This window comes from Mycoplasma paraquilae (assembly GCF_048284415.1).
Taxonomy (GTDB): domain Bacteria; phylum Bacillota_I; class Bacilli_A; order Mycoplasmatales; family Metamycoplasmataceae; genus Mycoplasmopsis.
This window is the reverse complement of record NZ_JBLVZU010000001.1, coordinates 159,501-185,502: the sequence shown is the minus strand read 5'-3', so window position 1 is coordinate 185,502 and position 26,002 is coordinate 159,501. Positions and strand designations below refer to the sequence as shown.

Here is a 26,002-nt window from a genome sequence, read left to right as displayed (position 1 = left end):
AAGACCCATTTTTTTAGGCCTAAATGGGACTTTATGCTATTTAAGTAATATATTAATTAATTATTTTTCTTCTTTAATTTGTAAAAAAACATCAGCAAGTTGATTTGTTTCTACATTCGAAGGAGCTTGAGTCATTAAATCTTCATTTTTTGAGTTTTTAGGGAATGCAATAACGTCTCTAATTGTTTTATGATTACTTAAAATCATAACAAGACGATCAATTCCGAGTCCAATTCCGCAGTGTGGTGGTACACCATATTCAAATGCTTTAAGGAAGAAGCCAAATTTGTTTTGTTGGTCTTGTTTACTTAAACCAATCATTTCAAACATTTTTTCTTGCATTTTTTCATCATAAATTCTAGCTGAACCTGAACCTAGTTCAAATCCATTAAGCACCAAGTCATAACTACGAGCTCTAATTTGTTCTTTAGGTAAAGTATCTAATTCTTCAAGTGTGTTATCAAATTGTGTAAAAGGGTGGTGAGCTGCTGCTCAAGAGTTATTTTCTTCATCATATTCAAACATTGGCCAGTCAACAATTCACTTAAAGTTATATTCATCTTTAGCTCATCCATATCATGAATTAAGTTCGACTCTAAGTGCTCCAAGAGCCTGTGATGCATTTTCGTATTTATCTGCACAAATTAAGTAAGTACCATTTTGATTATTTTGAGACTTGATTAAAGTTTCAATTTCACTAGCTGGTACTTTAGAAGCAAAATTGCTTTCTGCAATTTGGAAATTTTCAACAGTAAAGTAGAATAAAGCTTTAACTTTATTTTTCTTAGCAATTTCTTCAAGTTTCTTAAAGTCTTTTTTGCTAATAATTTCATCAATTTTTAATAGACGAATGCTACTTGCACTTTTAATAATGTTAAAGTCACTTGTTTGACAAAATTCAGGAATTGAAACAAGTTCATTACCATATCTAAAATCAGGTTTATCTGTTCCATATTTATCAATACATTCATCATATTTTACACGTTCAAAAGGAATTTGAAGTTCTACATTCATAACTTTTTTCATAAAGTATTTAAATAGCCCTTCAATATAACTTTGGAATGATTCAACATCCATGAAACTTACTTCAATATCAAGCTGAGTAAATTCAGGTTGGCGATCTTTTCTTGAATCCTCATCTCTGAAGCATCTAGCAATTTGATAGTATTTTTCAAGAGATGCAATCATTAATAATTGTTTGAATAATTGTGGACTTTGAGGTAAGGCATAAAATGCATTTGCTTTATTTCTGGTAGGCACTAAGAAATCACGTGCGCCTTCTGGAGTTGCCTTAGATAAAATAGGTGTTTCAACTTCGGTAAAGGCTTCAGATTGTAAATATTCTCTAATAGCAAAAATAATATCATTTCTTAGCTTTAAAGTATTTTGCATTACTGGTCTTCTTAAATCTAAGAACTTGTATTCAAGTCTTAATTCTTCTTTAACATCAATATCATCTCTAATTTGGAATGGTAATTGTTCTTTTGAAGTAGAAAGTACATTGTATGAGTCAACTACTACTTCAACTTCTCCTGTAGGCAAGTCGGGATTTTTATCCTTTCTTTCTACTACAGTACCATTAACTTCAAGTACTGATTCTTTTGTAAAAGTAATTGGTGTATTAAATACTAATTGAGTCACACCAAATTTATCTCTAAGATCAACAAAACTAATTTCACCAAATTTTCTTTTGTTTGCTACTCATCCATATAAAGTAACTTTTTTACCTGCATCCGCAAGTCTTAATTGATTATTATTAATTGTCTTTTTCATTTTTCCCCATCAATTCTTCTGCAACATATTCTTCGATTTCATCAATTTCGATTTCTGAATCATCTTCTACATTTTCAATCAAGAATGTGAATAAATCAGCAATACCATGTAAATTCTTACCAAATGAGATTTTATCTTTTGTGACTAATGATTTAATATTCAATAAATCATTGCCAAGCATTTTATCTTCATAAATAATAAATTGTGCTGTGCGCTTATTAGCTTTGTCAATAATTTTTTTCGCTTTAATTAATTCAAGTTCAACTTCTACTGTGAAAAAGTTTCTTAAATGATTATTTGCCAATCAAAAAGCATAATCTATATTCTTGCTATCTTCACTCATTGCAATATAAATATCAACATGTCTTGCTTCTGTTTCGATATGAGTAACTTCATTGAAGTCTTCTTTAATTAAGTCTATTAAACGATCAACACCAAATCCAAAGCCAACACTTGAAAGGTCAGGCCCACCAAGTTCTTTAATTAAATTAGAATATCTTCCACCACCAATTAAAGTAGATTGTGCTCCAGCATTTTTATCTTTTGATACAAATTCAAAAACAACTTCATCATAATAATCTAGCCCTCTTACTAATTCATTTGAAATTGTAAAAGCGATTCCATTAGTAGCTAATGTAGTTAAAACATTTTCAAAATATTGTTTAGATTCAGGCGATAAGTAATCTTGAATTAAAGGAATATTTTTCATAAATTCTTTTTTACTATCCTCTTTGTCATCAAGAATCCGAAGCACTTTTTTATTTACTAAGCGTTCTTGTGAAATTGGACTTAATTGATCTTGATATTGAATTAAATAATCATAAAGTGCTGCTTCATAATTTGCACGAGAAGCAAGATCACCAATTGAATTAATTTTTAGTTCAAAATCTAAATTAAATAATTCAAGTAATTCATTTGCGGTTAAAATAACCTCAGCATCTCTTAAGTAATTTTTGTTTCCAACATATTCAACGCCCGCTTGATAAAATTGTCTATATCTACCTTTTTGGGGTTGCTCATATCTGAACATTGGCCCAAAATATGCAAAACGATCAAAGTCATCAGCATATCATTTATTTTCAACGAATGCTCGCACAAATGAAGCTGTTCCTTCAGGACGAAGGCAAATATCTCTATCACCTTTGTCTTTAAATTCGTACATTTCTTTTTTAGCTATTTCACTTTCACCAACTGTTCTTTTAAATAAAGAACTTTGTTCCATAATAGGTGTTTCAATCATTTTAAATTCATGTTTTGTAACAACATTTTCAAATGATGTCTGAACAAAATCCTTTAACATTGCTTCAGTTACTGAAAAGTCTTTAGTTCCTTTGATTTTATTTATCATTTTTACCTCTTTTTGCCTTGTAATTATATATTATTTCTTTTTTGACTTATTTAGTTTATTAACTAAATAAGTTAACTTTTTAACAATTTTCTTTTGAATATAAATTGTGTACCATTTCTCGATAAAAGGATTAATTTTATATAGATTAATTATTGTTTCGAATTTAAATTCAATTTGATTAGTTGATTTATTAAAAGAAATATAAATATTGCTCTTATTATGCTTAGTTTTTAGGCGTAAATTGTATAAATACTCATATTTGTTACTGTCATAATTAATTGCTTTTAATTTGACAATTTTATATTTTCCAAGAGTATCTGGATTAGTTAATAAATAATCAAATACTGCCCTCATTTCTGAAGAAGTTTTTTTCACGCTATATAAATTTAATGAAGTAAAGTGACTGGCTTCTGTCATTTTTTTATATTTAAACGTAAAAAGATTATTATTTTCTTTGTAATTTAGCAGCATAAAGCAAAAATGAAATAAAAATTCTAAGTTATCATAATTTAAATTCATTTCTAAACTATTCGAAAATCCTTGTCCATATGCAAAAAGTACATTGTTTGGGTCAGATAATTCATTTTCAAATTTATATTGGATTTTATAATTTTCTAAATTAGAAATTATAAAATCAGCAGCATTCATAGGAAGAAAAATGTGTTCATTTTTTAATAATTCTTTTTGCTTTCAATATAAATATTGACTATTAATATATAAGAAAGCTATTTCATCATCATTTAAAGTTACATACCCCTCTTTTGTTTTAGTAATCAGTTTCAAATCATTATTCTTATTTAAAATAATAATTAAATCTGCTTTATAATTTGCTGTTCTTAACCACCTTCAAAAGACAATTGGTGAAGGTGAAAGTAAGTCTTTATTTAATAATGGATTTAATTTTGAATATTTAATATTGACTTGATTAAAGAAACGCTCCAAAATGTATGATGAACTAGGGTCTTCAATCATCAAATAAACAGATAATGTAGAATAATAATCTAATTTATTCTCGCGATTGACATATCTTGCTAACACTTTTTTAATGTTGCTATCAATAACTTTATTAATATTTAATGTTATTAATTCATAATTATTCATAAATACAAAGTGTTTTTTTCATTGATATAATTGAGTAATTAATTCTTCCTGTGTTTCCAGAGATATTAATTCTTTACCTAAATATATTTGCAAATAATATTTATTGTTACACTCATTAAAATTTAAGTAAAATGCATAGTCAATTTCAAGCGAATTTATGGCTGATTGAAATACAAATTGATTAATTTGCGAAACATTAAAACCATAAACAAAATGTTTTTTATCTTTTAAATAACTAGTCAAATATTGCTTTAAGTCAGAATGAAAAACAGTTTCATCAGATGTAGCAAATAAAATTCTAGCCTTTTTACGGAATATTACGGATTTATTTTTTATAGTATCAAAAATATCAACTAAATTAAGTAATGTATAGATATTTAAATTGCCGAAACCATATTGATTTAAACTATTAAATTCAATCCCATAAATCGTGGATTTGGGGCGAGTATAAAAAGTGTTGTTTGGAAATAAATTATCAATTTCGCGAACAAAATGTTCAAAACTAAAATCAATTAAATTATTATTGCGATATAAGTTATATCATGTTGCTAATTTATGTTCATTTTTTGGTTGCATAGTTTTCCTTTTACTAATTAGTTTAATTTTATCAAATTACAAAATGCCTTTCAGTATATTAATGTAAAATATAATATATTTTAAATGTTTTAAAAAGGAGATAATATGTCATTAAAAGCCGGAATTGTTGGATTACCTAATGTAGGTAAAAGTACATTATTCAGTGCAATTACTAAAAAACAAGTTGAAGCATCTAATTATGCCTTCACAACTATTGAACCTAATATTTCATCTGTTCCTTTAATCGATCAACGTTTGGTAGAAATTGCTAAAATTGTTAATCCAGATAAAATTGTTTGAGCAACTTTCGATTTTGTTGATATTGCTGGGTTAGTGCAAGGAGCGTCAAAAGGTGAAGGGCTTGGAAATAAATTCCTAGCAAATATTCGTGAAGTTGATGCCATCATTCATGTTGTTAGATGTTTTGAAGATAAAAATATTATGCATGTGGCTAATTCAGTCGATCCAGTTAGGGATAAAGATGTAATTAATTTCGAACTAATGCTAGCAGATTTAGAAACTATTAATAATGTTATTAATAGAGTGACTAAAAAAGCTAAATCTGGTGATAAAGATGGCATAATTGAATTCAATGCTGCAAGCAAAGTTAAAGATGCATTAGAAAATAACATCCCTGCTCGTGAAGTAGAATTGGATGAAAAAGAAGCTAAATTCATTAAAGGATATCATTTATTAACTTTTAAACCTATTATTTACGTAGCAAACTTAAGTAATGAACAATTTGCAAATTATATTAATGATAAAAATTACTCAGCATTACAAGCTTCATTAAAACCGGGTGAAAAATTATTACCTATTTGTGTGCAATTAGAATCTGAATTAATTGCTGTTGAAGATCAAAATGAAAAAATGGAATTACTTGCTATGTACGGAATTGAAGTAAGTGGTTTGGACATTTTAACTCGTGAAGCTTTTGATTTATTAAATTTAGAGACTTATTTTACAGCCGGAAAAATTGAAGCCAGAGCTTGGGTATATCACAAAGGTTGACTTGCTCCACAATGTGCAGGTGTAATTCATAGTGATTTTGAAAAGAAATTTATTAAGGCTGATGTAATTTCATACGAAGATTTTATTGCTTTTGGCGGAGAAACTGGTGCCAAAAATGCTGGTAAATTACGCTCAGAAGGTAAAAATTATGTTATGAAAGATGGAGATATTTGCCATTTCAAATTCGGGAAATAAAATTTCACCTCTTAATACAACATTTTAAAAAGCATAAATTTTGAAATTAAGGATATTCATAAAAATGAAGAAATTTCTTATCAGCTTTGGTTCTATTACGACTTTATTCTTAACTTTTAGCACAATTGCTTGCAAGCAAGCTGAAGAAAGCGTGAATACAAAGCCTAGAAAAAGTATTGAGAAGATTAATAACAAAATTGAATTAAAAGAGGCACTAGGTCAAGCTTATGATAACATTATGACCAAATATAATAATGATCTGTTTGACAAAATTAAGTTAAATCAGCAAGTTACTCAAGATGATTTTGAATTCTTGAAAAAACAGCTTGAAATATTTAATACTCTAATACAAAGCAGCTTACTTAATGATCAAGAAAAAGATATCAATTTTTCTGTATCTGTTTCATATTTAGAATTTAGTAACGATATGACTAATGAGGAACTCAGAGAAATGAATCAAACTAACCCTGATGCAGAATATTTTTTACCAAAAGACATAATAGTAAATGAATGAGTGGAAGAAATACTAGCAAATAAGAGAACTTCTGTTACTAGATTTCAATGAGCTATAATTGGCGATTTTGTTGGTGAAGTTATAGCAGATATTGGAATTAGTGAAGGGCTTGAAAATTCGATTTCTTAGTTCGAAATGTAATTTTATTAAATTTATTTAAATAAGAAGTTAGCCTTGAGCTAATTTTTTAATTTCAAATTTAATGTAAAATAGGATTATGAAATTTCAATTTAAAGTTTTAATGCAATTTGCATCAACCCCTTTAGTTTTGACACCTTTAGCAGCCAGCATTAGTTGCAAAAATAACAGTTATGATCAAAAACTAGATGATGAGGATAGCTCTAGTGTTCTAGTCACAACAAATGAATCGAAATATAAAGCGTTTATAGATGATATTGTTGATTCAGGTAATAATCCTTATCCATCTATTTTTCTAGGGAGAAATGCTTCTCAATATCTAATTTCCAGTGCGTATTCAATGCTCGGGCAATTAGAAATCGCAAATGAGCAAAATACAAATAATTCATATAATGATGTTATTTATATTATTGATACTGTTGTAAATGATTACCAAAAAACACTAAAAAATGAAGAACAAAGATTTGCTTATAATGTTTTATTAAATAAATTTGGCGATACTGCTTCCAAATATGAAAATGGAACTTTAAATGTAAAGAAAGGACAATTAAGAGTTATTAATAATTCAAGTGCACTAAAAGAAAACGGGTCACAATATGATTATTCAGTTTTCCCACGTAGCAAAGCAGAGTTGCTTTCTTATTTAGAAGGATACTTAGATAAGGTAAAACTGTTTGATTTTTATATTCCTGATATTAGTTTTATTGATTTAAGTAAAGATACCATTGAATGAATAATAGCTCATGCAAATAAAATTGTTATTTTGAGTGATGGAAACGCCCAACCATATAGGTTTATTCGTGATAATTATTTTCCATGAGTTGATAAACAATCTACAAATTATACAAAGGAAGAACTTTTAAGTTTTTGAAATCAAACACACGTGACAGGAAAATTACCTATAGATTATCATTATTTTTACACATTAAAAGATAAGTTTAAAATTTATAATTCTGTTAGTGATTATTCGAAATACTTTAATAAGCTTTTTGAAAAAAATGATAAAAAATGAGCGCAATTAGAAATTAATGCATATCCATTGAGCTTCGAAACATTAGATAAGCTGCTAAAGAAACACATTAATAATAAAGAATTCTTAAATACATATTTGCAACTAGTAAAATTAAATAACAAAACCATTTTAGATTTAGTAACACAAGGAAAGAATAATTATGATCCAAAAAAGAAGAATCTTGTATTTATTGGGTCATCATTATTTAGATATGAAGGCGATTACTTACCATTAACTGCCAACAATTCAAAAACTGAAGAGTTCAAGGCATATATTAATAAAATATTTGAGTTATATCCGCCTAAAGAATACAATTACTTTTATAAATTGCATCCTGTTTTTAAAAAAGAACAGGCAATTGAATTTGTGAAATGTCTTACTCAAGGTAAAACTGAAAATGCAATAATTTTAGATTCTTCTATTTCTTGAGAAAATATGTTGGCCTTAGATTTTGCTCAAATCGAAAAAGGAACAAGTATTTTCTTTGATAAAGATGACTTTAAAACAAATACAGAAGTAAAAACTAAATTATTTGGTATTCAGGCTTCTACCACAACATTATTGACAACAATTGCAATGTTAAGGGAATTTTTTGATATCAATTTACAACAAGCATTATTATTTGTGGATCCTAATAATTTCCCATTACCAGAAACTTTTAGTATCATTACTCGTGGTGCAACTTATCATATTAAAGCAAATGGATATAATGCTAATTTAAGTGAACTTGAAAAAATATATCGTTTCTTTGTTTACTCGGGTGATTTTCCTGAATTAAGCAATTTTAGACCTATGAGTGAATTCTTAAATCTAAAAAAATAAATAATGTTTAAAAAATATAAATAATAGCTATAAAAAATTTGATAACATTTAATTGTAAAGAGATTTCATTCATATCTTTATAGGAATTAGTCATTGGCTAATTCTTTTTATTTAATATTTTTGTGGCTTTATAAAGCTTTTTATCTAAAGATAATAAAAATTTGGTATTATTTATAGGTATCGCAATGGAGGTTTAGTATAATGGCAATATAGTGGTCTCCAAAACCAATGATAAGGGTTCGATTCCTTTAACCTCCGCCATATCAATCAAATTAGCTAGTAGCTAATTTTTTTGTTAAATTTAGTAAAATATTAATTATATATAAACAAATATATAAAGGAGAATAAATATGACAACAGGTGCAATTATTGGGGTTGTATTTGGTTCAATTTTTGGCTTAATATTTTTAATTATTTTAATTATTGCTTTAGTTAAGTCAATTGTAATTGTTCAAGAAACAAACTTTGTTATTGTTCAAAGACTTGGTAAATATCATAAAACATTAAGCAAAGGGTTACACTTTATTATCCCTTTCTTAGATACTAAAGCTTTAGTAGAAAATTTTAAAGAAAAAGTTATGGATTTCCCGGCTCAAAGCGTGATTACTAAAGATAATGCTACGATTAAGGTAGATACAGTTATCTATCTCAAAATAGTTGATGCTGAATTATTTGCCTATGGTGCTGAAAGACCTTGACTAGCAATCGAAAACTTAACAGCTACCACATTACGTAATTTAATTGGTGAAATCGAATTAGATGAATCACTTACATCAAGAGAAATTATTAATGCAAAACTTACAAAAATATTGGATGCAGCAAGTGATCCATGAGGTATTAAAGTCAATCGGATTGAAATTCAAAACATCATTCCACCACGAGAAGTACAAGAAGCAATGATTAGACAAATGCAAGCTGAAAGAGACAAGCGTGCAAATATTTTGGAAGCAGAAGGAATTAGACAAAGTTTAATTCTTAAAGCTCAGGGTGAAAAAGAAAGCACAATTTTAAATGCTGAAGCCGAAAGACAACAAAAGATTTTACAAGCTGAAGCTGAAAAACAAAAACGTATTCTTGAAGCACAAGGGGAAAAAGAAGCAATCGAATTAATTAATTCAGCCGGAATTAACGAAGCATTCTTAAGACTTAAATCAATTCAAGAATGAAGTGAAATCGCTAATGGTCAAGCTACAAAAATCATTTTACCACCTAATCTAGCTGATATTGCAAGTGTAGTGGCAGCAGGTGCTGAAATCTTAAAAAAGGACAAAAAATAACAATTTTAAGCATCGTTTTTGATGCTTTATTATTATGTTTTTTTATTACTAATCAGTAATATAACATAAAAAATATTTGATATAATTATTATGAATCATAAATTCTTATATATTATCATTTTGCTTTAAAAAATTTTGCATTTCAAACATAAAAATTTAATGTGAATGTGATAGTTTATTGATTGATGATTAAAAAACACAGATAAATAAAGGATATCTATGAAATTAAAATTAACTTTTATTCCATTGTTAGGAGCAAGTGCACTTTTACCAATAGTAGCTGGACAATGTACCCAACAAAAAGATACTAACAATCAAAAAAGCACAGTTTTAGGCCCACAAAATGGTACTGGAAGTGGAGAAAATTCTAATAGTAAAGTACAAGCTAACCCAAGCACAGAACAGCCTAATGAACAAAACCAAGGTTCTGATTTATCAAGTGATTCAGGTGCAACTTCTGGTTCAGGGCAAAACTTACAGCAAAAACCCGGGGTTATTCATGACAATAAATCACCTCAAGAAAAGGTTGATGGTCAAAATAGTGAAATTCAAACAGTTATAACTAATTTAAGAAACATAGCTAGCGAATCTCTACCAATGAAAAACATTATGACTACTTTAAAGAATAATTATTCATTAATTATTAAAGCTATAAAAACAAAATATCCAGTTGAAGACGATGTGCCATATAATATTACAGAATTTATGGAAACAGTTAAAGCCCTAACTAGTGATGATAATATGAATAAATTTAATGAAGAAGCACCTAGATATATGATTCCTGGAACTCATGGGACAACAATTACAAAAAAACAAATAATTAGTAAAATTCAAACTATTTTAATCAACCAATTAAATGGCTAAATATTAAACAATACCTCAATGAGGTATTTTTTTGTAATAAAAAATCCCTATAACATAGGGATATAAATATTATTGATTGTTAGAATCTTGATCAACGTATTTAGCAGCATCTTTTAGTTGTACACTAAAGAAATTTGTAACACCACGTGTTTGCATTGTTGCTGCAAAAAGTGAATCAACTCTTGACATTGTTCCAGTTCTGTGAGTGATAACAATGAATTGAGTTTGATTTTTAAGTTCTTGCAAGTATTCAGCGTATCTAATAACATTTGCTTCATCAAGAGCTGCTTCAACTTCGTCAAGAATACATAAAGGAAGTGGTCTTGCTCTTAAAATTGCAAATAATAATGAAATTGCAATTAAGGATTTTTCTCCTCCTGAAAATAGTCTTAAATTCTTAATACTTTTTCCAGGTGGTTGAGCAAAAATTGAAATTCCAGATTCTAAAACATTATTAGGATCAATGAATCTTACTTCAGCGCTACCACCTCCAAACATTGATTTAAATACTGCATTAAATTCATTATTAACATCATTTACTACACTAGTTAATCTAGTTACTATAATTTTATCTAGTTCAGAAATAGCTTCCATCAAGATGTTTCGAGTTGAAACTAATTCATCTCTATCAGCAACATATCTGTCATAACGTTCTTCAACACTTTCAAGCTGTTCAATAGCTTCTAAATTAACTGCACCAAGTTCAGCAATTTGTTCTCTTAATTCGGCAACTAATTCCCGAGCTTTTTCTACCGGAATTTCTAGTTTATAATTAGCTTCAGCATATTCAACAGTATATGAGTATTGGCTTGCTAATCTTTCGCGATAGTTCTTTAAGTTAATTTCAGAATTCTTGTAAATTGTTATCTTATTAGTAAAAGTATTATTTAACTCATTTAATGTAGTTTGGGTTTGATCTAAAGCTTCGCTTAAATGTAATAACTCAGCATCAAGTGTTTCTAAGAATTGATTTTTAATTGTTAAGTCATTTTTTACAACTGTGTATTCTTTATATAAATCATTTCTTTCTCCAATTAGGACTGATGGAGCAACTTCATCACGGTTTACTTCTAATAAATCAGTTTTTGACTTGAATTCATCAAGTTCTTTTTCCATTTGACCAATTAATAAGTTTTCTTGTCTTGACTCAAATGTATATTCATTTAAAGCAGTATTAACACGAGTGATTTCAGCATTGTGTTTTTCAATTAAAGCTTCATTATTAGCAATAATATTTGTCAATGAAGGTATTAATTGTTGTAATTGAGCAATTTTTTCATCTAGTCCAATGATGTTGTCACTTTCTTGAGCAGTTCCCCCAACAATAACACCACCAACGCGAATAATGTCACCATCTAAAGTAACTACCATATATTTACGTTCTAAAATATTTGAAATTTGGTTTGCACTCTCAATGTCTTGTACAATAACAACATTTCCTAGTAAAAATTTTGCAAGTACATCATATTGAGGATCATATTCAACTAAATCAGAAGCAACTCCGATGTAACCTGCATGATTTGAAGCGACTAATAAATAGTCATCACGCACAAATTTTTCTTTAATAGAAGTTAAAGGAATAAAGGTTGCTCTACCACCATTATTTTTCTTAAGAAATTCAACTGCTTTAACAGCTGTATTAGGCATATCAACTACAATGTGCTGTGAGGCACTAGCTAAAATAGCTTCAATAGCAGCTGTATAATCAGGTTGAACCTTAATTAAGTCTCTAACTAATCCCTTGTATCCTCTAAAGTTTGAGGCATTATCTACAATAGTTCTTGTACCTTTAAATAGGTTAGTTTTCTTGTTTTTGGTTTCGAGTAAGATTTGTAAATTAGTGTTTACTTGAGTATGTTTGGTTTTAGCATTATTTAAATCTACTTGCAAAGTATTAACTTTATTTGAAAGTTCTCTAACTTTGGCTTGATGTTCTTGAACTTTGTCATTTAAATTTTTAGCACTATCTCTGTGGTATTTTAAATTTTGTTCTAGCTCAATTATTTTAAGTGCATATGCTTTTGCAGTTTCTTCGTTTCCTACAGATAATTCACCACTTGCAATTAGCTCCATACGAGCATTTTGTTTTGTAATTGTAATTTCTAGATTTTCAAGTCTGCTTTTAATTGCACTTTGTTTACCTGTTAAAGAAGCAATTTCTTTACTTAGTTCATTTTTTTCCATTCTTTTTTCACCAATTTGACGTTGGTATTTAGAAATTTGAGCTAAATATGAATCTTTTGTTTCTTCAACCCCAGTTAGCTCTTTAGCTAATGCTTCGTAAGTTTTTTCATTAGTTCTAATTTCATGAGCTAAATAAGCTACTTCAACTTTCTTAAGTTCACGACTTTTATCTCTATAAATTAAAGCTTTTTCTGCTTGTTTTCTTAATGGAACTAATTGTTTTTCCAATTCATTAATTGTTGGTTCAATTTTTCCAATAGATGCATCAGCGCTTTGTAATAATCTTAAAGATTCAGTTTTCTTGAATTTAAATTTAGAAACTCCAGCAGCTTCTTCAAAAATTGCTCTACGTTCTTCATCTGAAGATTCAGCAATATCCGAAACTGTTCCTTGAGAAATAATCGCTAGTGAGCTTTTCCCAATTCCTGTTTCCATAGCAATTGATTTAATATCTTTAAAACGACATGGTTTACCATTTAAATAGTAATTATTAATTCCTTTTCCACGGAAAAGTTCGCGTGTAATAACAACAGTGTCATCATCAATTGAATTATCAGAATCCTTGTTATCAAAAGTTAGAGTTACACGAGCAAAGTCCATTGGTTTTGCAGTTTTAGATCCAGCAAAAATTAAATCTTGCATTGAATCTCCACGCATTTCTTTTGAGCTTTGTTCACCTAATACTCATTTGATCGCATCGTTAATGTTACTTTTACCAGAACCGTTAGGTCCAATGATTCCAGCAACACCACCATCAAAGCGTAAAACTACTGGTTCAGCAAATGATTTAAAACCATGTGCTTCAATTTTGATTAATTTCATATAGACTTCCTTTATATAATTTCATCCTTTAATTTAGCTAATGCATCTAAAGCTGCATTAGTTTCGGCTTCTTTTTTGCTTATACCTAAGCCCACTCCGTAAATTTGACCATCATGTATTGCTTGAGATTGAAATGAAGGATGGTTAAATTGATCCGGAGGTGCAATTTGGATTGTATTATATGTAATACTTTCTTTACTTGTGCTTTGAAAGTATTCTTGTAATGCACCTTTAGGATCTTTGTTATCTGCGTTATGCAGTTCAATAATTCGATCCTTCAGATAACGGAACACAAAGTCAGCTGCCACCTTTAATCCTTGGTCAATATAAATTGCACCAACCATTGATTCAAAAATATCTGCTTGTACCTTAAAACTGTTGACAACTGAATCACGCATTTTTCCAGGTCCAGTTTTTAAAATATCTAATAAACCAATTTCTCGAGAAATATATGATAGGTATTCGGTTCCAACTGTTTGAGCTCTAAGTCTAGATAAGTCACCTTGTGTTAATTTTGGATAAGCTTTATACATAAAACTTGAAGTTAATAATTGCAATACAGCATCTCCTAGGTATTCTAATCTTTCATAATTTTCAAAACCTTTGCGATTATAACTTGGGTGTGTAGTTGCCAATATATAAGGCTCATAAGAATTTGGAACAATATTATGTTCTTCTAAAAATTGATTAAGTGAGGCAGATTTTCTAATTTTCATCATTTACCTCCACATTAACAGATTCTTTTAATTTTTCTAATAAATTAGCTTCTAATGCAAGCTTCATATTGTTTAAGGCATTATAGTAAGCAAGTGCATCACTGCTACCATGTGCCTTTAATGCTAAAGCATTTACACCAAGCACTCAAGCACTAGCAATTGAACGATAATCAAGTTTATTGGCTACAGCTTTAAATGCAGGTTTAAGTAATAAAGCACCAATTTTTCTAAGTAAGCTTGGTTTGATTTCTTCTTTTAGCATATGTTTAAAACTAGAGATAGCACCTTCATAACTCTTAATCATAACATTACCTGCATATCCATCGCATAGCACAACATCACATTTACCCTTAAATAAAGATTTAGGTTCCATGAAACCAAGATATTCAAAATCTAAAGCTTGTTTAAGGATTTGATGAGCCTCTTGAGTAGTGCTATTTCCTTTATACTCTTCTGTACCGATATTAATTAAAGAAACTTGAGGGCGTGGGACTTGTCACATAGCTTTGCAATAAGCTGTGGCCAAAGAAGCTCATTCCACTAAAAATTCAGTTTTAGTTTCTAAATTAGCCCCAACGTCCAAAATAACAAATTTACGATTATTGCTTGCTGTTGCAATTGGCATGAAAGCTGGACGAGACACCCCGGGTAATCTTTTAGCCTTTAGAGTTAAAGTTGAAATATAAGTTCCACTATCACCACTAGATAAGATTGCATCAGCTTCCTTATTTAATATTAAATCTAAAGCTTGATTCATAGAAGTGTCTTCCGCCATTGATTTGCGAATATTTCTTGGATCGCTAGGTTTGTTTGCGTTTTGTATCAATTCTAAGTTATTAGCATTATTTAGGCTAGTTACTTCTTTAATATCCCCTACCAGTTTAACTAATATATCAGGATTTTCGCTAGCAAATCTTTGCGCTCCTAAAAAACATTCAAGAACACCTTTATCATTTCCATTAGCATCAAAAGCAATTGTGTATTTATATTTCATTATTCTATCCCTATCAAGAATTGATATGTTGGTTGATTACCTTCAACAATATCAACTTCACAGTCATAAGTAGCATTTATGTAGTTTGAAACCTCTTCAGCTTCACCTAAATTACTTTCATCTCCGTAGTAGATTGAAACTAATTCACTACTTGGCTTGATACTGCTTTTTAAAATTGCCTTAACAGCTGCCATTACTGTAGTATGTGAAGAAATAATTTTTCCATCAATAATTGCTAAGTATGAGCCATTTTTAATTTTAACTCCATTTAAAGTTGTATTTCTAATCGCTTTAGTTACTTCTCCAGTTACAACTGTAGAAATTGATTCTTCAATCATTTCAATATTTTCTTCAGCACTTAAATCGTGGTTAAAGTTTAACATGGCTGTGATACCTTGTATTTGAGATTTAGTTGGTACAACTAAAACATTTTTATTATCAATAACTTGTGCTACTTGTTGAGCAACCAAAATAATGTTGGAATTATTAGTTAAAACAAAAACTGTTTCAGCATTAACATTATTAATTGCATTAATCAAATCTTGTGCAGATGGATTTTGAGTTTGACCACTTTCGACAATAAAGTCGCAGCCTAATTCCTTCATGCGTTTTACAATTCCACTTCCAAGGTTACATGAAACTACACCGCATAACTTACGAGTTTCATTGTTTTGCACTTCTTGTTTCATTTTCTCAGCATTGGCTTTTGAATAATTAGCTTGTAAAGTCATATTTTCAGATTTAATTTTAATAAATTCACCATATTCTTGAGCTAGGTTTAATAATTTTCCTGGTTTAATTGCATGACCATGCACTTTAACTAAATTATCATCATTAACAACCACTAGTGAATTAGCAATTTTTTCAAGACGCTTAGTGAAACTTTCTTTATCAAATTTTTCAGGATCATCTAAATCAATTAACACTTCAGTACAATATCCAAATTCACCTTCATAAACTTCAGTTTCACTAATAAAGTTATTAATATCATCGTTTTGTTCAGAGATTGCAACAAAACGATTATGTAAAGCTTCATTAATTCCTCATAAAATTGTATAAAGTCCTTCTCCACCACTATCTGTCACCCCAACTTCTCTTAGGGTTTTTAGTTTGTTTGGAGTCTCATCACAGCTTTTACGCGCAAAAGCTAAAGCTTTATCAAAAAATTCAACGTATGAAACATTTTTTCCCTCGAATACTAACTTTAAATTTTCGGTTGTTTCACGAATAACTGTTAAAATTGTTCCTTCAACAGGTTTAAATACTGATTTATATGCTCTTGCTGTTGCACCTTCAAAGGCTTGGATTAAGTCAGCAGTATTTAGATTTACCTTATCAGCTGTACCTAATGCAAACCCTTTAAATATTTGAGAAAGAATAACTCCTGAGTTACCTCTAGCTTCATAAATCATATCATGGGCCATATCACTTAGGATTTTTGACACAGGCTGATTTGCATTTCCCTCGAGGTTAGTTACAGTAGCTGCTATCGTAGAAGCCATATTTGTTCCTGTATCACCATCAGGAACTGGAAAAACGTTTAAAGCATCTATTTTATTTTTGGCATTAACTAAAGCGTTAGCACCTGAAATTAAAGCATTCGATAAAACTTCACCAGTTAAGATATTTTTATCCTGCATTGTTTACTCCTTTAATAATTACTGTTAGATTTAATAATTTCAATTTCTTTTTCTTTAAAGCAAAATCAATTTGTTTAAATAATTGTGTGACAATAAATTTAGCTGAGACCCCATCTAAAATTGTAAAAGCCAGTTGTAAGCTTAAACCAGTTGATGAGGTTGTGATATTAATTAGTTCAGGTAAGAGCTCTTGACACTCATCTAACTCATCACAAGGTTTGTCTAAGTCTAGTGTCGGTTTATGTAACTTGACAATCCCAGGAACTGCAGATAATGAATCAATGCATAATTGTTTGATTTCTGAAATTTCCATATATTTTCTCCATTTTAATTAGTATGTATATTTTACCTTATTTTTTAATATATACTATAGTATATATTTCAAGTTATCGAGAAATAAAAAAAGTACTAAATTAGTGCATTTTTCCAGCAAAATAATATAATTAAATTATGATCACTGTTGATAAAGCGATTGTTATGGATATTTCCGAATATGAAGATAACAAATTTTTGGTTACTTTCTTTGGCGCACGAGGTACTTTTGCGCTATATGCGCAAGGTTTAAATAACCCAAGATCTAAAAATCGAAGCAATCTAATTCTGGGTTCAATTGTTGAACTTGAATATTTTAAAGCTCGCTTTGATACTAAAGTAGGAAAACTAAAAAAAGCCACTTTAGTTAAATTGTTTGACATTAGTAAACTAGATAATTCATTATTTTTTGCTAAACTAACAACAATTTTTTCTTATATAAAAACACAAAATCATATTTTTGCTGAATATGATCGCTATTTTGATGACATAGCCAAATATGATAGTAAAAAAGTGCTGACTTATTTTATAGCTCAGTTACTTGTTAATCAAGGACTTTGCAATTATTTTAATAGATGCAGAATTTGTGGCAGCACTAGAAACTTTATTTCTTTTGACGTTCAATATGGTGGTTTTATTTGTAATAAACATGAAGGTGATGAACCTTTAATGGATATAAAATTATTACAATGTATTTGGTCTTCATTCCACAATTTAAATTCTTATGTTTTCCAAGTATCCGATTCAATTAATAAATATATTTTACATACTTACGTTAGTTTTTTACGTCTAATAGGAATTTGAGTCATTATTTAGTGAATTTGAATATAATAAATAACATATTCCTTATTTTAGGTATAGCTACAATTAAAATGAGCTTAGTTTCATTAAGAAGTTAAATGATTTGATCTATTCAAAATTAAAATTAGTGTCAAAATATGAAAAGTTTTCACATTTTATGAAAACTATGTGGAAAATTTCATAAAATAGCAAGAAAAGCATTTGAACTTTATCTAAACAATATAATCATTATGTGAGAATTAATTTCTTACATAATGATATGTTAGGAAATTAGAATATCAAATTTACAGCTAATAAATATTATGCTCTAATGATGATTTCTATTGAAATTTACATGACAGAAAAAATCAAAGACACAAATTTAATAATCAAATCTTGTTTTATTAGTTTTGCATTTTTAATTTTAGTATTAATGTGTATTCCAGGACAAGTGTTGATTACTGAAATAACTAACGGACAGAAACCAATACATCATTTCTATAACTTTAACACTTCAGCAAGCACTAACTTTTCGGGTGCTATTACAAGCACAATAATGTATAGTTGAATTATTTTTATTGCTATATTTATGCTTGGAGACCTAGTTATAGAAAAACAAGTTAAAGCAGTCAAAATTACATTCACTGTAATTAAATATCTATTTATGATATTCCTGTTTATTATTGATTGCTATATGTTGGCTTACTTATCAAGTTCAAGTGTTAAATCACTTGATCGTTTACCATTTGTAATTGGCTCATTAATAGTATTAGAATTGATTGCTATTAGTAGTGTAGACATATTAACTTGATACAAGATTATTAAATAAAAAGAAGTACTTTAGACTTTTTAAAATAAAAAACTAATATCCCTAAAACATAAGGATATTAGTTTTTTTTAAATGTGCCCTATAACTCTAACAAATTCTTCTCAATCTTGGTCATACATACAGTCGTATTTTTCACAGTATTCTCTAATAATTTCATCTCATTCTTCTCTAGAGACTTGTAGGTCCATACCATTATTTGGTGCTGTTGACTGAGCCATGATTATTAAATAATGTAAAAAAGCATGTTCTTTTATATCAACAATAATAGATAGTCCGTTATCATATTCTTCTTTATATTCTGCTTTATAAATTACCCCTGATATAAATATCTCATCTATATGATGTCTTTGGTAGAATCATTGATCACCAAGATATCTGTAATTTTCAAAATAATTAGATATTTTTAATTTTTTAAAAATTGAAACATTGTAATTTGGTTCGAGCGCTTTGTATTTCTCAATTAACTTATCAATTACTTCAAAATACTTCTTTACATAGTAATAATCAACATTAACATATTGAAATGTTGCATTATCAAGAAACCCTTTTTGTTTTACTTCTTCCAATGATTCCAATATAGTTATTCCATCTAAGTTATTTGCCATCACATCCTCCATTAGTAGTTCTTATACTCATATTTTACGCCTTCCCCAATATTTTCAAAATCATATTAAAAAAGAAGCTTAAGCTCCTTTTGTAAGTAATTTGTGTAATGTAACAATTTGTTCTACAGTAAGTTGTTGAATACGAATATTATCATCATATCCCATAGTTTTATATGCAGCTAAAATTACTTCTTTAGAATATTGTGTGCTTAGTGCATATGAAAGTTTTTTACGTCTATTAGCAAAGCATAATTTGAAAAAATCTTTATGTTTATTTCAATCTTGGGAGCTAATTTCTGGTTTAAAAATTAAAGAAATAATTGCTGAATCAACTTTTGGTGCGGGCGCAAAGCATCCTCTCGGAACAATAAATTCGATTTTGCAATTTGCTAAGTATTGTGCTGAAACTGATAATTTTGAATAGTCACTTGAATTAATTTTGGCACATATTCTTTGGGCCACCTCTTTTTGCACCATTAAAAGCACACCCTTAAATTTTTCTTTGTGCTCAAAAACTTTAAAAAGAATGTCTGTGGTTATATAGTAAGGAATATTAGCAATTAAGTAACTTTCTTCAATATTATTTAGATCGCTTTGTAAAAAATCTTGATGGATTAAATGGAATTTAGGGTCATGTATTTCTGCATTTAATATATCAACCATATCTTGGTCAATTTCATATGAAATAACACTTTTAGCACTAGGTAGTAGTGCTTTTGTTAAAGCTCCACGGCCTGGTCCAATTTCTAAAACATTTTGATTAGTAATTGGAAAAACTTGTACTATTTTATTAATAATATTTTGATCTTGTAAGAAATTTTGACCAAATTCTTTTTTAGCAAATCTTGGTTTGTTATTTTTCATCTTTTAGTCCAAATAAAGTTCTTAAATTACGATTGATACGATCCACAAATTTTTCAGCTCCAACTTGTTTAATTCCCGCCATGTAATAAGCTACAAATAATACAGTATTAGGTTCATTTAACTCCCCTGTATAAGGATGGACTCTTAAATAAGGTGCGTCGGTTTCAGTTAGCAAGCGTTCTAAAGGTAGATAAGAAATCACTTCTCTAGCTTGAGTATTTGTACCATATGTTATTGAACCACTAAATGAAAAATATAAATTAGGAAATTGTTCAAACTTTTTGGCTCATTCTAATGTACCACTATATGTGTGTAACATACATTTTGTATTTGGATATTTACTTAGTATAGCAAATACATCTTGATAAGCTAAATCACAATCTTCTTTATCACGAATATGAATTACAGCAGGCAAATTATATTTATTGGCTAAAATAATTTGATTAGTTAATGAATCAATTTGATTTTGGCGACTTGGAGCATCCTGGTAATAGTAATCAAGCCCAATTTCACCAATCCCAACTACATCCTGAGTTAATAGTTCTTCAACTTGCTTATAATCATTTCCATCAATTCCAGATTCAGGGTGAATCCCAATAATGGGCTTGATAATATCATATTTTTTAGCTAGTTCTAGCACCTCTTTGTTTTCTTCTGGATGCCCACCATTAACCATTAGAAAATCAATTCTATTGTGATGTGCCTGTTCGACAATCATATCAATAATATCTGGAGATTTATAATAGTTAATGCTTATGTGATTATGAGCATCAATAAATTTATTACGTTTCTTTCCCATTTTACTTACCTAAACAGAAGTTGCTAAACATTATGTCTAGCAAGTCTTCTCTGTTTACATTTCCTTTTATATTTTGTAGTGCATCTCATGCAGCATATAAATCTACAATAATAACATCAAATGTATAATATAGCTCTAGAGAAGCTTTAGCATTTTTTAAGCATTCTAAAGCTTGCTTAATTAATGATAATTGTCTTGTGTTAGAAAAAATTCTTTCATCAAAAATATCAATGTTAGCAAAGTTAGCTACTAATGCTTGTTCTAAGGCAGAAATATTATTTTCAAGTGCTGAAATTTTAACAAGTCCCGGTTCATTGTAACTATCATCCAAATCAATTTTATTAAGTACTTTGATATAGAATTTTCCGAGTTCTTTAGCACGAGCTTGAACTTGTAAGTCAAATTCATCCATCCCTTGTACAGTGTCAATAACATGTACTACTAGGTCAGATTTTTCAATTTGTTCAAGTGATTTCTTAATTCCAATTTGCTCAATTTTTTCTTCAGTTTTTCTTAATCCAGCTGTATCTACAAGTTTAAATAACATATCATTAATTTTATAAGTAGCTTCAACTAAATCACGTGTGGTGCCTGCAATATCAGTAACAATTGCTTTGTCTTCAGAAAGCAAGCTATTTAAGATGCTACTTTTGCCAACATTTGGTTTGCCTAAGAAAGCCACCTTAACACCTTCGAAAACATAACGAGAATCTTCTGAAATTTTAACTATATCAGAAAGTTTTTTGATTAAGCTTGCCAATTTGCTTAACATTACTTGATTATCCATTTGTTCCACATCTTCATATTCTGGGTAGTCAATGTTTACTTCACAAGTTCCAATTAATAATGCTATTTCATTAAGGAATTCGTCAATCATAGTCGATGTTTTTCCCTTAAACTTATTTACTGAAGCGCTGGCTTGGGAACCAGTTTGGGCCATGATTAAGTCATGAATTGCCTCAGCCTTAACTAGATCCATTTTTCCATTAAGAAAAGCTCTACGAGTAAATTCTCCTCTTTCAGCTAATCTGGCGCCATTTTGCAATAAAAGCTCTAGAACTTTATTAGTTACTATAATTCCACCATGACAGTTAATTTCAATTAAAGGCTCTCCAACATAGTTATTATATGTAACTGATCCATCAGGATTTGGCTTGCCCAAAAATCACATTACTAGCACTTCGTCTACTAATGTTTCTCCATCATAAATGTGTCCATAAGTTATATTATGGTCACTTCCCATTCTTCCTTTATAAATTTTAGAAATAATTTCTTTTACATCAGGGCCTGCTAATCTCACTATAGAAATAGGTTGGTTAATGTGTGAACCCGAACTAATTGCTGCTATATTATCATACATAGCTATATTTTATTAAATTAATCAATTTAGTTAAATATTTTATTTTGCTACCGAATAATAGTTTAAATTTATTAAAAAGCCATATCATATACTAATATGATATGGTAAATTTTTACTTCTAATTTATTTTTGCTGCTGCTTCTTTATAGAAAATAGGTACTCAACAATCAGTAATTTTGATTTTGGCTCATATTTCACTATATTTTGTATTGATTGCTAGATTATCATTTAACACCCCTACAGGTAACTGTAATTCTAAGCTAGTTTCATTATTTTTAATGTTACCAATGTAACGGAATAATTCTTCAAAAAAGTTGTAGCTGTATTTATCTTGTCTAATTAAATTAGATTTAAATTCAATTGAATTAATATCTTTATTTTGTTTACCATTTAAATTGCTTGCATTGTTTATTGATAATATATATGCAATTGCGGAAGCGATTAATGGTTGATATTCATTTTTAAACATTGAAAATGTTAATGGAATTGCATTGTTTAAAGTTATCCCAATATCAAGAACATTTGGCAAAGCTTTATTTCTTTCTATTGTATAGTATTGATCAAACTTATTAGAAAACTTTAGTGAAATGTCTAGTACAAAGCCTTCATTTTCTTTTATGGCTTTAATTTCCTTTAAATAAATAAGGCTGTAATCTTCATTATCTTTTAAAGCTTTTAGTACATATTCCCATGAATATATAATACTTGATATTTTTTCAGTGTTGTATTGAAGTCACCCATAACGACTATATATTTTATCCGTAGTAAGAAATGGAATTTTGGCATCATCATCAGAATTATGTGGTAGTGTTTTTATTAAAGGGTCATTATTTTTTTCATTAATATCAGACTGAATTTTATTTTTTATTTCAGATAAATCTCCATTAGGAAAATCAAAAATCGAAATTGCAGCATTATTATATTTTTTTATATTGTTCAAGATATTTCACAAATTACTATTTGTTAATGGTACAAATTTTGAGTCCTCTTGAACAATATCAGGATCTACTATATATGCACTTGGGACTACTATTTTTTTAAAAAGATCTTGAATATTATTTATTCAAAATATATTTTGGCCTAAACTATTTTGTTTATAGCTTTGAACAATATCTAATATATATTGAATGTAGTTGTTCAATATATAAAGATTGGTTAAGTTATTATTTGTATTAACAAATACCATATTGTATGCATCATCAACATTATAATATTCTTTGTAATCGGTGCTAATGGCGGATTTATTAAATTCTTTAATGCTATCCTGTTGACTTAAAGCATCATATAAGTTTTTAACTAACATTTTATATCATTGCTTATCACTATGTTTTTCATTGTATTTTAATATTTTTTCAACATTTGCTCAATCAATAAAAGCTGATGCATTTATTGAAATTTTTTTATTAAACTTAGAATCAACTTTTGGAAATAACAAATTAATGTTGCTGATGGTTTTTGAATTTGACTTTTTAAGTTCATTGTAATTAGCTGCTAATTGTGCGTTTTTATACAATTTTTGTCCATTTAATTCTAGTTGTTCTTTCTCATTACATGAAGACAAAATAATTGGTAGTGTAGCAAAACTTCCAATTACTGCAAAAGATAAAATAGTTTTGATTTTTCTCATTATCGAACCCCTATAATTTATTAAGTCATAATCAACTCAGAATCATTCATTTTTATAATATGGTTTAGAAATATCTATTTATGTTCCATTTCTAATTCATTATATCCTTCAAAAATAGACAGTTGATTAGCGAAAACTTCAATTCTAGTGAGTATTTTTTCGTTTTCTTTATAGCTTACACTATCGAGTGGCACAATCATTTCTAAACTAGTTTGATTTTTCTCAAATTGTCAAAGTTGATTTAATAGTTCATCAAAAAACATACAACTGAATTTATCTTTTAATAATAAGTCATATTTAAAATCAATTTCATTAATATCTTTATTCTTAGGATTGAAAGGTTTTATCGCAGTAATATTCATTCATAATGTATATGCTATTGCATTTCGTATTAATTTTCCATAATTTTTTTTGAAACTTCTAAAACTTAATGGTAAATTATCATCAAGAATTATCTTTATACTCGTTTCATTTTTATTCTTATTTGTGTTTTCTATTTTATAGTTTTTAACTCAACTATTAGGTATGTTAAATTTAATATTTAAGAAATAATTATTATTGTCCTCTATAATTTTTTCTTTTTGCAAAGAAATTATGGTGTAATCTTTATTTGAATTGATTTTTTCGATAATTTTTTTTCAACTCCAAATAGTATCTACAGGATTTATTTTGGACATTAAATCTGCCTCAATATTATATCAGGATACGCTATTATCCTCCGGTAAGCTGTCTTTGTTCTTCTTATTTATTTCGTAATGTTTTTTATTTATTTCTTGATACTCAGAATCTGTTAAATCAAAAGGAGACATTATTGTGCTTATAAACTGATTTTTATTTTTAAGAATATCTCATAAATTACTATTTTTTAATGATAAAAAATTTGAATTATTTTCAACAACAATTGGGTCAATTATATAAGCACTTGGAACCACTAATTTCTTAAGAATATCTTTTATGTTATTTAATCAATTTATACTGTTGGTATTTTTACCTCCTTTCTTTCCTTCGATAATACCTAAAATATACTTTATATAATTATTTAATATATAAGAATTTACCAAATTATTTTCATTTAAAATAATTTTGTGGGATATATGTGCATGCAAATCAAATGCTCAATCTTTATATTCAGGATCTAAAACTAATGAGTCTTTAATGTTCCTGTTGTTTATTACAGCATCATATAAGTTTCTAACTAACATTTTATATCATTCTTTATCACTATATTTTTCGTTGTATTTTAATATTTTTTCAACATTTGCTCAATCAATAAAAGCTGATGCATTTATTGAAATTTTTTTATTAAACTTAGAATCAACTTTTGGAAATAACAAATTAATGTTGCTGATGGTTTTTGAATTTGACTTTTTAAGTTCATTGTAATTAGCTGCTAATTGTGCGTTTTTATACAATTTTTGTCCATTTAATTCTAGTTGTTCTTTCTCATTACATGAAGACAAAATAATTGGTAGTGTAGCAAAACTTCCAATTACTGCAAAAGATAAAATAGTTTTGATTTTTTTCATTTCTTCTCCTGTAAACCAAAAATCCTTTATTAATGCTTAATTAATATCCATTAGCAATATTTTGGTTAATAATATATTAGGTGTTATAAATAATTTACCTACATTTATTATATTCTTTTAATTCCAATATCTATAGGTATGTGGAAATTTTCCACATATCTTGACACTTAAAATATAGTACTAAAGGTCTTATTTTTGCATTCATTGAATTTTTTTTATTTTTGCAGTGATATAATTAAAATATTAAGCAAAAATGAATATAAAAGTTATGTTTTAAAGAGATTTCTTATCCCATTTTGTGCTTAATTTACTA

The 26,002-nt window shown here is 28.3% G+C and carries 21 protein-coding genes and 1 tRNA gene; 8 read left to right on the top strand and 14 right to left on the bottom strand.

The genetic code is table 4. The annotated features are described in order from the left end of the window. Positions 1-60: 60 nt before the first annotated feature. From aspS to ACNQ12_RS00875, 3 genes are read right to left on the bottom strand one after another with little or no spacing between them, the layout of a single operon-like run. Positions 61-1,773 carry an aspartate--tRNA ligase gene (gene aspS / locus ACNQ12_RS00885; RefSeq protein WP_418019057.1) on the bottom strand — a complete coding sequence of 571 codons (1,713 nt, stop codon included), beginning with the start codon at positions 1,771-1,773 and terminating at the stop codon, positions 61-63. After that, positions 1,757-3,121: a histidine--tRNA ligase gene (gene hisS / locus ACNQ12_RS00880; RefSeq protein ID WP_418036889.1), complete on the bottom strand. Its 1,365-nt coding sequence runs from the start codon at positions 3,119-3,121 to the stop codon at positions 1,757-1,759. Before hisS ends, aspS begins: the two co-directional genes overlap by 17 nt. Before the next feature lie 30 nt (positions 3,122-3,151). Next, on the bottom strand, positions 3,152-4,798 hold the full coding sequence (locus ACNQ12_RS00875; RefSeq protein ID WP_418036887.1) for an MAG5620 family putative phospho-sugar mutase: 1,647 nt from the start codon (positions 4,796-4,798) through the stop codon (positions 3,152-3,154). Between the two features lie 105 nt (positions 4,799-4,903). Between ACNQ12_RS00875 and ychF the strand changes: the two genes are divergently transcribed. The 6 genes from ychF (at position 4,904) to ACNQ12_RS00845 (ending at position 10,631) form a co-directional block, all read left to right on the top strand. Next, positions 4,904-6,004 (top strand): redox-regulated ATPase YchF, encoded by a 1,101-nt coding sequence (gene ychF / locus ACNQ12_RS00870; protein WP_418019054.1) that lies wholly within the window; start codon positions 4,904-4,906, stop codon positions 6,002-6,004. A gap of 64 nt (positions 6,005-6,068) precedes the next feature. Further along, a complete protein-coding gene (locus ACNQ12_RS00865; RefSeq protein WP_418036885.1) occupies positions 6,069-6,647 on the top strand; it encodes a hypothetical protein in 579 nt (192 codons plus the stop codon). A gap of 88 nt (positions 6,648-6,735) precedes the next feature. Further along, on the top strand, positions 6,736-8,490 hold the full coding sequence (locus ACNQ12_RS00860; protein WP_418036883.1) for a hypothetical protein: 1,755 nt from the start codon (positions 6,736-6,738) through the stop codon (positions 8,488-8,490). Positions 8,491-8,677: 187 nt separating this feature from the next. Next, a tRNA-Trp gene (locus ACNQ12_RS00855) sits at positions 8,678-8,751 on the top strand. A gap of 89 nt (positions 8,752-8,840) precedes the next feature. Further along, positions 8,841-9,767, top strand: coding sequence for an SPFH domain-containing protein (locus ACNQ12_RS00850; RefSeq protein WP_416754330.1), 927 nt, complete (start codon positions 8,841-8,843; stop codon positions 9,765-9,767). Between the two features lie 219 nt (positions 9,768-9,986). Continuing rightward, a complete protein-coding gene (locus ACNQ12_RS00845) occupies positions 9,987-10,631 on the top strand; it encodes a hypothetical protein (protein WP_418019051.1) in 645 nt (214 codons plus the stop codon). A gap of 69 nt (positions 10,632-10,700) precedes the next feature. Here the strand turns inward: ACNQ12_RS00845 and ACNQ12_RS00840 are convergent, their stop codons facing one another. Genes ACNQ12_RS00840 through ACNQ12_RS00820 form a run of 5 tightly spaced genes read right to left on the bottom strand, consistent with a single transcriptional unit; the run spans position 10,701 to position 17,300 of the window. After that, complete coding sequence (locus tag ACNQ12_RS00840; protein ID WP_418036881.1) at positions 10,701-13,637, bottom strand: SMC hinge domain-related protein; 2,937 nt, start codon at positions 13,635-13,637, stop codon at positions 10,701-10,703. Between the two features lie 11 nt (positions 13,638-13,648). Further along, positions 13,649-14,356: a ribonuclease III gene (gene rnc, locus ACNQ12_RS00835; RefSeq protein WP_416754335.1), complete on the bottom strand. Its 708-nt coding sequence runs from the start codon at positions 14,354-14,356 to the stop codon at positions 13,649-13,651. Beyond that, the gene (plsX, locus tag ACNQ12_RS00830) at positions 14,343-15,347 is read right to left on the bottom strand and encodes a phosphate acyltransferase PlsX (RefSeq protein WP_416754337.1); all 1,005 of its coding nucleotides are present in this window, start codon (positions 15,345-15,347) and stop codon (positions 14,343-14,345) included. The genes rnc and plsX overlap by 14 nt, the downstream gene beginning before the upstream one ends. Beyond that, positions 15,347-16,987: a fatty acid kinase ATP-binding subunit FakA gene (locus tag ACNQ12_RS00825; protein ID WP_416754339.1), complete on the bottom strand. Its 1,641-nt coding sequence runs from the start codon at positions 16,985-16,987 to the stop codon at positions 15,347-15,349. Before ACNQ12_RS00825 ends, plsX begins: the two co-directional genes overlap by 1 nt. Further along, the gene (locus ACNQ12_RS00820; RefSeq protein WP_416754341.1) at positions 16,977-17,300 is read right to left on the bottom strand and encodes a hypothetical protein; all 324 of its coding nucleotides are present in this window, start codon (positions 17,298-17,300) and stop codon (positions 16,977-16,979) included. The genes ACNQ12_RS00825 and ACNQ12_RS00820 overlap by 11 nt, the downstream gene beginning before the upstream one ends. Before the next feature lie 137 nt (positions 17,301-17,437). Here ACNQ12_RS00820 and recO point away from each other — a divergent pair, with 137 nt between their 5' ends. Together recO and ACNQ12_RS00810 are read left to right on the top strand one after the other, a co-directional pair. Continuing rightward, on the top strand, positions 17,438-18,115 hold the full coding sequence (gene recO, locus ACNQ12_RS00815) for a DNA repair protein RecO (RefSeq protein WP_416754342.1): 678 nt from the start codon (positions 17,438-17,440) through the stop codon (positions 18,113-18,115). A gap of 418 nt (positions 18,116-18,533) precedes the next feature. Beyond that, positions 18,534-18,908 (top strand): hypothetical protein, encoded by a 375-nt coding sequence (locus tag ACNQ12_RS00810; protein WP_418019048.1) that lies wholly within the window; start codon positions 18,534-18,536, stop codon positions 18,906-18,908. 68 nt (positions 18,909-18,976) lie between these two features. On the opposite strand, the gene ACNQ12_RS00805 is transcribed toward ACNQ12_RS00810, so the two are convergent. From ACNQ12_RS00805 to ACNQ12_RS00780, 6 genes are all read right to left on the bottom strand, one after another. Next, positions 18,977-19,513 carry a hypothetical protein gene (locus ACNQ12_RS00805; protein WP_418019047.1) on the bottom strand — a complete coding sequence of 179 codons (537 nt, stop codon included), beginning with the start codon at positions 19,511-19,513 and terminating at the stop codon, positions 18,977-18,979. Between the two features lie 78 nt (positions 19,514-19,591). Beyond that, positions 19,592-20,377, bottom strand: a complete 786-nt coding sequence (gene rsmA / locus ACNQ12_RS00800) for a 16S rRNA (adenine(1518)-N(6)/adenine(1519)-N(6))-dimethyltransferase RsmA (RefSeq protein WP_416754348.1) — start codon at positions 20,375-20,377, stop codon at positions 19,592-19,594. Beyond that, complete coding sequence (locus ACNQ12_RS00795) at positions 20,367-21,176, bottom strand: TatD family hydrolase (protein ID WP_416754349.1); 810 nt, start codon at positions 21,174-21,176, stop codon at positions 20,367-20,369. The genes rsmA and ACNQ12_RS00795 overlap by 11 nt, the downstream gene beginning before the upstream one ends. A gap of 1 nt (position 21,177) precedes the next feature. Then, the gene (gene mnmE / locus ACNQ12_RS00790; protein WP_418034744.1) at positions 21,178-22,536 is read right to left on the bottom strand and encodes a tRNA uridine-5-carboxymethylaminomethyl(34) synthesis GTPase MnmE; all 1,359 of its coding nucleotides are present in this window, start codon (positions 22,534-22,536) and stop codon (positions 21,178-21,180) included. Positions 22,537-22,654: 118 nt separating this feature from the next. Beyond that, the gene (locus tag ACNQ12_RS00785) at positions 22,655-24,163 is read right to left on the bottom strand and encodes a hypothetical protein (RefSeq protein WP_418036878.1); all 1,509 of its coding nucleotides are present in this window, start codon (positions 24,161-24,163) and stop codon (positions 22,655-22,657) included. A 74-nt stretch (positions 24,164-24,237) separates the two neighbouring features. Continuing rightward, positions 24,238-25,689, bottom strand: a complete 1,452-nt coding sequence (locus ACNQ12_RS00780; protein ID WP_418036876.1) for a hypothetical protein — start codon at positions 25,687-25,689, stop codon at positions 24,238-24,240. Positions 25,690-26,002 lie beyond the last annotated feature (313 nt).